Raw genomic sequence first — 12,009 nt, 5'->3', positions numbered from 1 at the left:
TGTCCTGACCACCCACACCGCCCCGCCATCCCACGGAATGCAGGCTTTTGACGTTGCTCTGGCTCTAGCTCTGGCTTCGGCAGGTGCAGGGCGCAGCCCTGCAATAAAAACCCCCTTTACCTCAGCTGGCTGTCCTTGCTGCCACGCCGGTTGTAGCCGGCATGCGCCTGTTCTTCGTCGTCATGCGCCTGCTGGCACGCCACGCACAGACGTACACCAGGCACGGCCTGGCGCCGCGCCAACGGGATCGGCGCGTCGCATTCCTCACAGTGTTCCAGACCCGGGCCCTCGCGCAGCTGGCGCCGCGCGCGGGCAATCGCATCGTCGACGGTGGCGTCGATCTGGTCCTGGACCGCGCCGTCTCCCGCCCAACCGGTGGCCATGGCCATCCTCCGCAGGTGTGTCGCCTGATATGGGGACGATACACCGCGCAGTAAACGGTAGCGCCGGGCCATGACCGGCGGGCCTTCAGCAAGCTGAGCAGAAGGCAGACGGGCCGCATCAAGCCGATTGCGACTTAATCCCCTCCGTCCCCTTTTTGCTTACCAGACCAGGTCGTCGGGTACCTGGAACTGCGCGTAGTAGGCATCGTCTTCGGCGTTGCCCGTGGAGATCTCGGCGGTCGAGCCCGGCTGGCCATGGTCGACAATGATCGCCTCCGGGGCGCGCTCACGCACCTTCTCGGCAGCAGCACGTGGCAGCAGGGCGTAGCCCTCGCCATTGGCGACAATGACCAGCACGCCGACCGACAGCGCCTTGCGCAGCTTGGGGTCGATCAGCAGGGTGCGGATCGCCGCGCCATCGCTGAAACGGTACTCGTCGTCGCCCTTGTGGGGCACGGCATGGGCCGTGATGATCTGCTTCGCCTGCGCCTTCTGTTCAGCCTGACGGGCCTGGGCATTGCGCTCGGCGGCCAGTGCGCGGTCGCGCTCGACCTTCTCGGCGCGGGCCCGTTCAGCCTCGCGCTGGACGTCGGCCGAGGTCGATTCGGCCTTGCCCTGCCGGGCCTTGGCCTGCGCGCTCGCGGCGGCGCTGGCCTGCGACTTCTTGGCCAGGCCGGCCTTGAGCAATTGTTCCTGCAGCGCGTTGGGCTTTGCCATGGTCGATGCGTACCGCGTGTAATCTTGGATGCTCCATTCTACCGACGCCCCGCCGCCCCTGCATGGCAGTCCTGAAGTACCTCACCGGCTATCCCGAACCCCTGGTCGCCCAGGTCAGCGACCTGCTGGCACAGGGCAAACTCGGCCCCTGGCTGCAGCAGCGCTACCCCGACCCGCACGAAGTGCGCAGCGACCGCCAGCTGTACGACTACACCCAGGACCTGAAGGACCGCTACCTGCGCAAGTCGGTGCCGCTCAACAAGGTCTGCTACGACAACACGCTGGAAGTGATCAAGCACGCGCTGGGCACCCATACCGCCATCTCCCGCGTCCACGGCGGCCGCCTCAAGGCCAGCCGCGAGATCCGCATCGCTACCGTGTTCCGCCAGGCACCGGCCGCGTTCCTGCGCATGATAGTGGTGCACGAACTGGCCCACCTGAAGGAGGCCGACCACAACAAGGCCTTCTACCAGCTGTGCCAGCACATGGAGCCGGATTACCTGCAGCTGGAGTTCGATACCCGGCTGTACCTGACCGAGCTGGCCAACCGCGGCCAGCGCTGACCGGCCGCAGCAGCTACACTGCGCGCCCCCTGCCTGACCTTTCCGCCATGGAACCGATCCGTCTCGACAAACGCCTGTCCGCCCTGCTCGGCATCCCGCGCGGCGAAGCGCGACGCTACATCGAAGGCGGCTGGGTCACGGTCAACGGCGACGTGGTGGAACAGCCGCAGCGTCCGGTCGATGACAGCGCGGTGATCGTCGTGGCAGAGCAGGCCAGCGATGAAAAGGCCGAGCGGGTCAGCATGCTGCTGCACAAGCCGGCCGGCGTTGCTGCTGAGACCCTGTGTGCGCTGGTCAGCAGTGACAGCCGCAGCGAGCTTGATGCCAGCGACATCCGTCCGCTGCAGCGACACTTCCACGGCCTGCAGCTGGCCGCCTCGCTTCCGGCCAGCGACAGCGGCCTGGTGGTGGTCAGCCAGGATCCGGCTACGCTGACCCATCTGCAGCGCAATCTGGGCCGCACCGAACAGGAATACCTGATCGAAGTGGCCGAAGGTGGGCCCGAGCGCGGCCCGTGGCTGATGGCGCGGCTGCAGCAGGAATCGGGCGGCGCCAAGGTCAGCTGGCAGAGCGAGCAGCGCCTGCGCTTCGCGGGCAAAGGCCTGACGGCCAAGGGCCTGCGCGTGGCGGTCACCGCTGCCGGCCTGCAGGTGACGGCCGTGCGTCGGCTGCGTATTGGCCGCGTGGCACTGGGACCGCTGCCTGCGGGGCAGTGGCGTTACCTGGGCAGCGACGAACGGTTCTGACCGCGAAGTTCCTGTCATCCGCGCATGGCGTGACGTTGCCTGAAGAAGGCATCCACGCATGGCGTGGATCTACTGCCATGAATCTGTTGGCTTTCATCCACGCATGGCGTGGCTCTACCATCGGGGCATGAGCCTGCCCAAGCCCCTGTGGCGACGCCTGCTGCGCGTCGCTGCAATCATCCTCGCCGCGCTGTTGCTGCTGGTCCTGTCCGGGCTGCTGCTGGCCGACCATCTCACGCCACGGGCACAGGGCGCACCCTCGCATGTTCTGCCACTGCAGCCGGCGCAGACCCGCATCGACCAGGAAATCGTGCCGCTGCAGGACGCACACCCCGGACAGTCCGGCGTGGCGTTCCTCAGTGATGGCATGGATGCCTTCGCCGCACGCGCGATGATCACCACGCACGCAGGCCGCAGCCTGGACCTGCAGTACTACATCTGGCACGACGACCTGATCGGCCACCTGATGGCCAAGGCACTGTACGACGCCGCCGAGCGCGGTGTGCGCGTGCGCATCCTGCTTGACGACATGAACGCCAAGGACAAGGACGCGCTGATGATGGCGCTCGATGCGCATCCGAACATCGAGATCCGCCTGTACAACCCGTTCCGCAACCGCAGCGGCATCGCGCGCACGCTGGAACTGGTGCAGCGCGCTTTCAGCGTGAACCACCGCATGCACAACAAGAGCTGGATCGCAGACGGCCGCATCGCGATCGTCGGTGGCCGCAACATCGGCGAGGAATACTTCAGCGCGCGCGACGATGTGAACTTCCAGGATCTGGATCTGGTGGTGGCCGGCCCCGCCGTGCAGCAGGCCAACCAGATCTTTGACGACTACTGGAACAGCAGCACGGCGATCCCGATTTCCGCACTGGCCTCGTACACCGATGCGCAGTTGCAGCAGCTGGTGCGGCAGTCGGACCTAGATACCATGCATGCCAAGGCACAGCCCTACCTGCAGCGCGTGGCCGAATCACGCGCACGGCAGCGGCCCAGCCCGGAACCGCTGCACTGGAGCGCCAACGTGCGCATCGCTTCCGATCCGCCGATGAAGCACCGCGATGACGATCGCCGCGGCTGGTTGGTCAGCCGTCTCAGCGACGAGTTGCGTAGCACGCGGCACAGTGCGCTGCTGATCTCTCCCTACTTCGTGCCCGGCAACGATGGGGTCGAGGCGCTGTCGGCGCTGGCCGCGCGCGGCGCGCAGGTCGGCGTGGTCACCAATTCACTCGCCGCCAACGACGTGGCGGCGGTACACGGCGGCTACATGGGCTACCGCGTGCCGCTGCTGAAGGCCGGCGTGCAGCTGTACGAACTGAAGGCACACGGCCAGCTGGATGCCAGCCTGTTCGGCAGCAGCGGGGCCAGCCTGCACACCAAGGCATTCGTGGTCGATGACCGTCGCGGTTTCGTCGGTTCGTTCAACCTCGACCCGCGTTCGGCCTACCTCAATACCGAAATGGGCGTGCTGTTCGACGACCCGGTGCTGGGTGCGCAATTGCGCGACGAGTACCTGCGCCTTGCCGGCCCGGAGCACAGCTGGTGGCTGGCGCTGGGTCGCGATGATGACCTGCGCTGGCTGGAGCGGCAGCCCCCGCCGCACTGGGTGGAGGCCGAACCCGGGGCCAGCCTGGGCAAGCGCTGGACCGCGCGGGTGATCAGCTGGCTGCCGGTGGAATCGCAGCTGTAGCACTCAGGGCGCAGGATCCGCTTCTTCCTGTCCAGCGTCATCGCGTGTTTCCACACTGCGCCCGTGCAGGCGCCGCCAGATCCAGCGCAGGGCATGCGGCGGCGCCGAAGGCAACTGTTCGAGCAGGGCCAGCATGCGGCTCTGGCTGGCATGTCCATGCCGGCACAGCAGGCTGGCCGCTGCGGCCGCACTGGCCAGGCGCAGGCTGTCAGCCAGCGGGCCATCCGCCTCGGGCGCCAGTGCCTGGTGCACCGGCTCGGGCAGCTCCCAAGCCGCAGCCACGCGTTGCGCCAACGGCAGCGACCACTGCTGGAGCAGCTGCAGCGCCAGCGCCGGCTCCACCGTCTCATCGCGTGCCTGCGCTTCCTGCAGCAGTTGGCGCATCACCAGTGCGGCCCCCAGCCCCTGTACCAGGCCCAGCCACTGGGCGGCGAATGCATCGCCGAAGGTGACCGTGCGCGCGTGGTCAGCGGCTGCGCGCGAAGCCAGCAGCGCGTGCTCCCAGATGATCGTGCTGAACTGCGGAAACACCTCGCACTGCACCTGCATCACCGGCTGCACCAGCACCGCGCTGATGATCTGTCGCACGCCTTCGGTACCGACCAGCGTCACCGCCCGCTGCAGGCTTTCCACTGGGCGCTCGTGCACCTTGTAGGCCGGGCTGTTGGCGATGCGCAGCAGGTTGCCGGTCAGCACCGGGTCCTGGCCGATGATCGCCGCCATCACCCGCGCCGATGCCGCATCGTCGTTGACCGTCTGGATCAGCTGCGGCAGCAGCTGCGGGCGGCGCGGCAACTGACGGGCCGCCCAGTCCCGGTCCTGCAGCGCGCGCGCCACCGCCTCGCCCAGCCCCGCGGCCTGCACCGGCGTGGATTCACCGGCCAGGCGCGGGTACAGGGCCAGCGCATGCAGGCCGCGCTGCAGATGTGCAGCGATCTCGGCCGAAGGCAGCGCCTCACCCTGCAGGCTGGCCGCAGCCGCCGCCACCGCCTGCCGCGACACCGCCGCCAACCGGGACGGCGCGGCCCCGGTCGAGCGCGCCAGCCAGCCGCGCAGCGATCGCCACCAGGCCGGCGTCATCGCCGCCCGCCCTGTCGTTGTGGTGCCCTTGCCGTCACTGACCGCCCTGCCTCTTCACGCGAATCCGGCCACCCGCCGTCGTCGCAGCATCGGCCGCACTTTCATCTTCTTTAACCGGAAGGCCGCCGATGTCGACGGCACCGGCCGGGGGAATGGACTAGAATGGCGCCGCGCGACCCGTCCCCCTGCACCGACGACGTCGCTTTTTTTGTTTTGGGACCCTACCGTTCACTGGCCGTTCGCTGCAGTTCGCCGCTGATCGCGCCATCGGAGACGCCATGCTATTCGAAACCCTCGCCACCACCGGCCACGAACAGGTGGTGTTCTGCCACAACCACGACGCTGGCCTGAAGGCGATCATCGCCATCCACAACACCACCCTTGGCCCGGCCCTGGGCGGCGTGCGCATGCGCCCCTACGCCAGCACCGACGAGGCGCTGGCCGATGCGCTGCGGCTGAGCCGGACGATGACCTACAAGAATGCACTGGCCGGCCTCAACGTAGGTGGCGGCAAGGCGGTGATCATCGGCGACCCCAAAGTGGACAAGACCGAGGTGCTGTTCCGTGCCTTCGGCCGCTATGTCGATTCCCTGGGCGGGCGCTACATCACTGCCGAGGACGTCGGCACCGACGTCAACGACATGGAGAACATCTACCTGGAAAGCCAGTTCGTGACCGGCGTGCACCAGGTCCATGGTGGCTCCGGCGATCCCGCCCCGTTCACCGCCTACGGTGCGCTGCAGGCACTGATGGCATCGATGCGCTTCAAGTTCGGCCATGAGGAAGTGGGCAAGACCAGCATCGCAGTGCAGGGCCTGGGCCACATCGGCATGGAACTGGTGAAGCTGCTGCGCGACCGCGGCGCCAAGCTCTACGTCACCGACCTGGACAGCGCGCTGGTTGATCGCGCGGTCAGCGATTTCGGCGCCGAAGCAGTCAAGCCGGACGAGATCCACGAGGTGAACGCCGACGTGTTCGCACCGTGCGCGCTGGAAGGCGCGATCAACGCCGACACCCTGCCGCGGATCAAGGCGAAGATCATCTGCGGCACCGCCAACAACCAGCTGTCGAGCCTGGAGATCGGCGACGAGCTGCATGCGCGCGGCATCCTGTATGCACCGGACTATGCGGTCAATGCCGGTGGCGTGATGAACGTGTCGCTGGAGATCGACGGTTACAACCGCGAACGCGCGATGCGCCTGATCCGCAGCATCTACCACAACCTCACCCGCATCTTCGAACTGTCGCAGCGCGAGAACATCGCGCCGCAGCGTGCCGCCGACCGCATCGCCGAGAGCCGCATCCTGTCGATCGGCAAGCTGAAGATGCCGCTGGGCCGCAGCACCCCGCGCCTGGGCAACCTGCGCGGCGGCTGAGCCAGCCGACGTCGCGCCGGGCAGGACCCGGCGCGACCTGTCCTTCAGAAGCCGGTGCTGTAGCGCAGGGCTGCCTGCCGCGCACCTTCGCCACCGACGCGCTGGTCGAAGCCCAGGCTCAGGCGGCCAGTGCGGCCCCACCACGATTCCAGCGCCACGCCGATCAGCGCACTGCCGCGCGGCGCGTTCCAGCCCGCCAGCGGTGCCCAGGCATCGACGCCGACGAAACTGGCCTGCCAGTCCGCATCCGCACCATCAAGCCGTTGCTGCCATTCGGCATGCCCACGCAGCGTCCAACGCCCCCAGCCACGCTCGCCGCGGATACCGGCCAGCATCTGGCTGCGCTGCACGCGATTGGCATCGCCCCGCAGGCCGAAACCGAAGCCGCCGAGCTCATTGAAGGCGTCGGTATCCACGCGCGTGGTGCTGGCGCCGACGTAGGGCGTCAACGATGCGCCTGCACGCCCCAGCCGGTACCCACCCTCCACGCTGGCACTGCTGAAACGGCCACCATACCGCGCAGAGACACCATAGGCGCCCGCACCGAGCAGCAGCTGACGATCCAGCGCGCGGGTGAACTGGCCGCTTCCGACCTAGGCCAGCGCGTAGCCACGCCCCAGATTCCAGCCCGCGTACAGCTGCGCCTGCGCCTGGCGATCACGCCCACGATCGCCGCCGAAACTGCTGCCACCATTACTTCGGGTCTCGCCAAACGCCACGCCCATCAGACCGTTGCTGCCCAGTGGCAGATCCTGGCCGGCCATCCAGCCCCGGCTGTCGGCAGCGTTGCCGGCGAAGCTGCCCTGCCCCGCCTCACCCAGCGCGCTCTGCCAGCTCCCGCGCAGGCGCGGTGCGGCCTGTACACGATCGAAGCGCTCGGCGATCGCACGCCGCGACATGTCGATGCTGTCGAAGGTCGCCGCTTCGGCACGGGCGTGCGCTTGACCGGACAGGCTCTGCAGGCTGGCGGCCAGGCCCTGCGGGCCACCGCCGGTCCACTGCAGGGCGCCGGCCGCTGCACCAAAGGCCGATCCCTGCAGCCCTGCGTTTCTGTCGAGTGCTGCGAATGCACCTTCCAGGCGCTGTGCTGCCGCCTGGGCGGACGCCCCCAGGCCGCTGGCCGCTGCGGTGACGCTGACCTGGGTCAGGTTCAACCAGGCGTTGTTGCTGTCGTAGCCGTAACTGCTCTGCAGCAACGACAGCCCCTGCAGGCCACTGGAGGTAGCCGGCGTACTGAAGGTGCCACTGAGTCCGCCTGCCGCATGGATCAGGTCCTGGCGGCTGCCGTTCTGTGGCACGTAGCCGGAAACGAAGCCATGCACGCGCACGCCACCGTCGATCGCGGCATTGCCGGTGACCTGCAGCGCATTGGCGCCCAGTGCGATCATCAGCTGTGCACCGGCCTGCTGGGTGTAGTTGCCCTCGATGGTGCCGGTGGTGTTGCCGGTGGTGAGGAAAACGCTGCTGCCGTTGACCACATTGCCGATCACGCGGGGCGTGCCGCCATTGAACTGCAGGCCGGTCGAATCCGGATCGGACTGGCCGAGAATGGTCACATTGGAACGGACCACACCACCGTTCTGCAGCGACAGGATGCCGCGTTCGATGCGGGTGGCGCCGGTGTAACTGTTGTTTCCGGCCAGCACCAGGGTGCCCCCGCCCTGCTTGACCAGGCCGCCGCTGCCGACGATATCGTTGCGCCACGCCGAGCCGGTCGAAGCAAGATCCACGTTGGCGACCACATCCCCCCAATCGAAACGGCCCGGACCGTTGATCGCACGGCCGATGTCGAGCAGGCCGTAGCCGAACACCGGATCCACGCCCGGCGCGCCGATGTCCTTGGCGGTGCCCAGCAGGGTCTGCCGCACCAGATCGTTGCTGAAGTACGGGAAGCGCTCCCAGACCAGCGCCGCCGCGCCGGAAATCAAGGGCGCCGCAAATGACGTGCCGTAGTTCCAGTAGTAGCTGCCACCATTGGCATCGGGATAGACCGCGCTGCCTGGCGCCGCCAGGCAGTACCGGGCTGCCTGGCCGCAGGCATTGGCATAGCTGGCCAACGTACCGGGCGCATACGGATCCACGGCGGTGGCCACCAGCCAGCCGCGCTCCAGATCGGCGGCCGGCAGCGTGCCGGCCACGCCCTGCTGGCTGGGCAGCGCGGCCAGGCTGCTCGGTTCGCCGCGGCCATCATTGCCCGCGGCAAACACCACCAGCCCGCCGTGGTTGATCACGAAGGGACGATACTCGGCGGCCACCTGCGCGGTGGTCGGCAGGTCGGTCCAGTACAGGCCACCCCACGAGTTGTTCATCACCTTCACGTTGTAGCTGATCAGGTCCTGGTGGACCTGGGCCACACCCAGCGGTCCGCTGAATGCATTGCCGCGTCCGCTGCCGTCGTCGGTCGGCGGTTTGTCGGCAATGATCCGTGCCGACACGATCTGCGCCTTTGGCGCGATGCCGCCCGGCCAGGAGCCCGTTGCCGCGCCGGCGGCGAGGCTGGCCACGGCGGTGCCGTGGCCGACCACATCATCGACACCCAGATTGTTTCTGGCCGGATCGATGTAGTTGAGGTTGGCCAGCACCCGGCCATTCAATGCCACCGCATTGCGCTGCACGCCGGAATCGACGATGCCGATGCGCACGTTCTGACCGGTCAGGCCGGCAGCCTGTGCGGCGCGCGCATTGGTGACTGACAGATGCGCGTCGAAAGCCGGCTCCTGTGGTTTGACCGGGGGCGGCGTCGTCGGTGGCGGGGTAGTCGGTGGCGGCGGTGGTGGGGGTGTATCGATGCGCACGTTGCCGCCCCCGCCACCTCCACCACAGGCCGTCAGCGCCAGTGCCAGCGCGGTTGCCAGGGCAGATCTCACCGTCGTCGTGCGTTTCATCGATTCCTTCCCATGAACGTTGGCCCGCCCTTGTGCCGGCAGGCATGCGGCGCCGTCCAACGGCGGCCCTCCCCGACCCTCTATACTTGGGCCGACCCCCACGCAGTCTGCCGGGAAACCGGGGCGCTTCCAACGGCCCACGGTCTCCTTTCCGAACATTGCTTACGCATCAACGAGATTGCCATGTCCAACATCGTCATCGCCGCCGCCAAGCGCACCGCCATCGGCTCCTTCCTCGGCCAGTTCAACGGCGTGCCGACCCCGACCCTTGGCGCGGCCGCCATCGCCGCCGCCCTGGAACAGTCGGGCATCCCGGCCAGCGACGTTTCCGAAGTCCTCATGGGCTGCGTGCTGCCGGCCAATCTGGGCCAGGCGCCGGCCCGCCAGGCGGCGATCGCTGCCGGCATCCCGCTGTCAACCGGTGCCACCACGCTGAACAAGGTGTGCGGCTCGGGCATGAAGACCATCATGCTCGGCCATGACCTGATCAAGGCCGGTTCGGCCAGCATCGTGGTCGCCGGCGGCATGGAATCGATGTCCAACGCGCCGCACATGCTGCCCAACTCGCGCACCGGCAACCGCTTCGGCAACTTCCAGGCGGTCGATCACATGGCCCACGATGGCCTGGTCAACGCATACGACGGCAAGGCGATGGGTGAATTCGCCGAATGCGCCGTGGACAAGTACCAGTTCAGCCGCGAAGAGCAGGACGCCTACGCCATCGAATCGGTCAAGCGCGCGCAGGCGGCCCAGGCCAACGGTGCGTTCGCCGATGAAATCGTCGCGGTGAAGGTCACCACCCGCAAGGGCGAGGTCGAGGTCACCACCGACGAGCAGCCCGGCCGCTCGGACATCGCCAAGATCCCGACCCTGCGCCCGGCCTTCAAGAAGGACGGCAGCGTGACCGCCGCCAGTTCCTCCAGCATCTCTGACGGCGCCGCCGCAGTGGTCCTGCTGACCGAAGAGGACGCTGCCGCGCGAGGCATCACCCCGCTGGCCCGCATCGTCGGCCACGCCACCCATTCGCAGGAACCGGAGTGGTTCACCACCGCCCCGATCGGCGCGCTGCACAAGCTGCTGGACAAGACCGGCTGGTCGCTGGACCAGGTCGATCTGTTTGAAATCAACGAAGCCTTTGCCGTGGTGGCGATGGCGCCGATGCGCGAACTGGGCATCCCGCATGAGAAGCTCAACGTGAATGGCGGTGCCTGCGCACTGGGCCATCCGATCGGTGCCTCCGGTGCACGCCTGGTGGTGACCTTGGTCAACGCCCTGCGCACGCGCGGTGGCAAGCGCGGCATTGCCACCCTGTGCATCGGCGGTGGCGAAGCAACGGCTATCGCCATCGAATTGATTTAAATGGATTTAACGATGATTTCGCAAAAATGAATGCGGGATCGCTTGACACCCAATCTTGGCTTGTCATCATGTTGTCGGCGCGCAGCATGCGCGTTGCCTAATTCTAACGACGAGGATTCACACAATGAGCATCAACAAGCTGCTGGTCGCGATGTCCCTGGCTCTGGCCCTGGCCGCCTGCTCGAAGCAGGAAGCTGCCCAGGACGCCGCTGCTTCGGCCAACGAAGCCGCCACCGAAGCCCAGGCTGCTGCCGACCAGGCCGCCGCTGCTGGCGCCCAGACCGCCGACGCTGCCCAGCAGGCCGCTGACACCGCCGCCACCGCTGCTGACGCTTCGGTTGACGCTGCTGCCCAGGCTGGCGCTGCTGCCACCGACGCCGCTGCCGGCGCCGCTGCTGACGCTGCCAAGGCTGCTGAAGGCACCGCTGAGAAGGCCAAGGACGCTGCTGAAGAAGCCAAGAAGTAATAACTTCTTTCTTCACGCTGTTCTGGAAAAGCCGCTGGTTCGCCAGCGGCTTTTTCTTTTGTCGAAATGCGCGCGACTGAGCCGCTACATCGCGACCCCGTCTTCACAACGGCATGAATAGGCTGGCGTCCCCATCCATTGCAGTACCGGAGACCGCCATGAAGATTCGTCCGATCACCACCACCCTGCTGGCCGCCTCCCTGCTGCTGGCCCTGGCCGCCTGCAAGGGCCCGGAAGCCGAACAGGCCAAGCAGGACGCACAGCAGGCTGCCGACAGCGCAGGCGCTGCCGCCCGTGACGCCGTGGACAAGGCCGCCGAAGCCACCCGCAACGCCGCCGACAAGACCGCTGCCGCGTCCGAGCAGGCCGCCGCCGATACCCAGCAGGCGCTGGACAAGGCTGCAGACGCCACCGCGAACGCGGCTGACAAGGCCAAGGACGCCGCAACCGACGCCGCCGCACACGCCAGCGACGCGACCGCCAACGCCGCGCAGAAGGTTGCCGACAAGGCACGTGATGTCGCCAATGACGCCAAGGCCAACGCCGCCAAGGAAGAAGCCAAGCACTGAGGTGTATCGGCAGCCGAGCATCGGCTCGGCGCTACAGGAAAAGCCGCGGCACTGCCGCGGCTTTTCTGCTTTTCGCTCTCCGCTCTTTCTGTTGATTCCATGGTGGACGGCACGGAAACCGTCCAAGGCCGCGCGGGTAGGTTGCGCAGGGGCGTAAGCGCCATGGATGGCG

10 protein-coding genes and 1 pseudogene are annotated in these 12,009 nt (G+C 67.5%); 7 read left to right on the top strand and 4 right to left on the bottom strand.

Features of this window, described 5'->3' with window-relative positions:
- Window positions 1-116: 116 nt before the first annotated feature.
- Complete coding sequence (locus N5D20_RS24445) at window positions 117-383, bottom strand: DksA/TraR family C4-type zinc finger protein (RefSeq protein ID WP_010482865.1); 267 nt, start codon at window positions 381-383, stop codon at window positions 117-119.
- Between the two features lie 159 nt (window positions 384-542).
- Complete coding sequence (locus N5D20_RS24440) at window positions 543-1,100, bottom strand: DUF2058 domain-containing protein (protein ID WP_019338831.1); 558 nt, start codon at window positions 1,098-1,100, stop codon at window positions 543-545.
- Between the two features lie 62 nt (window positions 1,101-1,162).
- Between N5D20_RS24440 and N5D20_RS24435 the strand changes: the two genes are divergently transcribed.
- The 3 genes from N5D20_RS24435 (at window position 1,163) to N5D20_RS24425 (ending at window position 4,102) form a co-directional block, all read left to right on the top strand.
- On the top strand, window positions 1,163-1,663 hold the full coding sequence (locus N5D20_RS24435) for a M48 family metallopeptidase (protein ID WP_010482861.1): 501 nt from the start codon (window positions 1,163-1,165) through the stop codon (window positions 1,661-1,663).
- Between the two features lie 47 nt (window positions 1,664-1,710).
- Window positions 1,711-2,409 carry an RNA pseudouridine synthase gene (locus N5D20_RS24430; RefSeq protein ID WP_197579522.1) on the top strand — a complete coding sequence of 233 codons (699 nt, stop codon included), beginning with the start codon at window positions 1,711-1,713 and terminating at the stop codon, window positions 2,407-2,409.
- Between the two features lie 103 nt (window positions 2,410-2,512).
- Window positions 2,513-4,102, top strand: coding sequence for a phospholipase D family protein (locus N5D20_RS24425; protein ID WP_197579523.1), 1,590 nt, complete (start codon window positions 2,513-2,515; stop codon window positions 4,100-4,102).
- A gap of 3 nt (window positions 4,103-4,105) precedes the next feature.
- Here the strand turns inward: N5D20_RS24425 and N5D20_RS24420 are convergent, their stop codons facing one another.
- Window positions 4,106-5,182, bottom strand: a complete 1,077-nt coding sequence (locus tag N5D20_RS24420; RefSeq protein WP_049436439.1) for an HDOD domain-containing protein — start codon at window positions 5,180-5,182, stop codon at window positions 4,106-4,108.
- Window positions 5,183-5,460: 278 nt separating this feature from the next.
- Between N5D20_RS24420 and N5D20_RS24415 the strand changes: the two genes are divergently transcribed.
- The gene (locus tag N5D20_RS24415) at window positions 5,461-6,558 is read left to right on the top strand and encodes a Glu/Leu/Phe/Val dehydrogenase dimerization domain-containing protein (protein ID WP_010482852.1); all 1,098 of its coding nucleotides are present in this window, start codon (window positions 5,461-5,463) and stop codon (window positions 6,556-6,558) included.
- Between the two features lie 44 nt (window positions 6,559-6,602).
- Here the strand turns inward: N5D20_RS24415 and N5D20_RS24410 are convergent.
- A pseudogene (locus N5D20_RS24410) lies at window positions 6,603-9,443 on the bottom strand (S8 family serine peptidase).
- A 183-nt stretch (window positions 9,444-9,626) separates the two neighbouring features.
- Here N5D20_RS24410 and N5D20_RS24405 point away from each other — a divergent pair.
- The 3 genes from N5D20_RS24405 to N5D20_RS24395 all read left to right on the top strand — a co-directional run bounded on the left by N5D20_RS24405 (window position 9,627) and on the right by N5D20_RS24395 (window position 11,837).
- Window positions 9,627-10,802 (top strand): thiolase family protein, encoded by a 1,176-nt coding sequence (locus N5D20_RS24405; protein ID WP_049436441.1) that lies wholly within the window; start codon window positions 9,627-9,629, stop codon window positions 10,800-10,802.
- A 124-nt stretch (window positions 10,803-10,926) separates the two neighbouring features.
- On the top strand, window positions 10,927-11,268 hold the full coding sequence (locus N5D20_RS24400; RefSeq protein WP_004153024.1) for a hypothetical protein: 342 nt from the start codon (window positions 10,927-10,929) through the stop codon (window positions 11,266-11,268).
- Window positions 11,269-11,426: 158 nt separating this feature from the next.
- Window positions 11,427-11,837, top strand: a complete 411-nt coding sequence (locus tag N5D20_RS24395; protein WP_010482846.1) for a hypothetical protein — start codon at window positions 11,427-11,429, stop codon at window positions 11,835-11,837.
- Window positions 11,838-12,009 lie beyond the last annotated feature (172 nt).

The organism is Stenotrophomonas sp. GD03877 (genome assembly GCF_029840555.1).
Lineage (GTDB): Bacteria > Pseudomonadota > Gammaproteobacteria > Xanthomonadales > Xanthomonadaceae > Stenotrophomonas > Stenotrophomonas geniculata.
This window is presented reverse-complemented; position numbering and strand designations above follow the sequence as displayed.

Bases quoted from the DNA above. Each gene is read 5' to 3' on its own strand.
- N5D20_RS24445 (WP_010482865.1), bottom strand. From the start codon at position 383: ATGGCCACCGGTTGGGCGGGAGACGGCGCGGTCCAGGACCAGATCGAC.
- N5D20_RS24440 (WP_019338831.1), bottom strand. From the start codon at position 1,100: ATGGCAAAGCCCAACGCGCTGCAGGAACAATTGCTCAAGGCCGGCCTG.
- N5D20_RS24435 (WP_010482861.1), top strand. From the start codon at position 1,163: ATGGCAGTCCTGAAGTACCTCACCGGCTATCCCGAACCCCTGGTCGCC.
- N5D20_RS24430 (WP_197579522.1), top strand. From the start codon at position 1,711: ATGGAACCGATCCGTCTCGACAAACGCCTGTCCGCCCTGCTCGGCATC.
- N5D20_RS24425 (WP_197579523.1), top strand. From the start codon at position 2,513: ATGGCGTGGCTCTACCATCGGGGCATGAGCCTGCCCAAGCCCCTGTGG.
- N5D20_RS24420 (WP_049436439.1), bottom strand. From the start codon at position 5,182: ATGACGCCGGCCTGGTGGCGATCGCTGCGCGGCTGGCTGGCGCGCTCG.
- N5D20_RS24415 (WP_010482852.1), top strand. From the start codon at position 5,461: ATGCTATTCGAAACCCTCGCCACCACCGGCCACGAACAGGTGGTGTTC.
- N5D20_RS24405 (WP_049436441.1), top strand. From the start codon at position 9,627: ATGTCCAACATCGTCATCGCCGCCGCCAAGCGCACCGCCATCGGCTCC.
- N5D20_RS24400 (WP_004153024.1), top strand. From the start codon at position 10,927: ATGAGCATCAACAAGCTGCTGGTCGCGATGTCCCTGGCTCTGGCCCTG.
- N5D20_RS24395 (WP_010482846.1), top strand. From the start codon at position 11,427: ATGAAGATTCGTCCGATCACCACCACCCTGCTGGCCGCCTCCCTGCTG.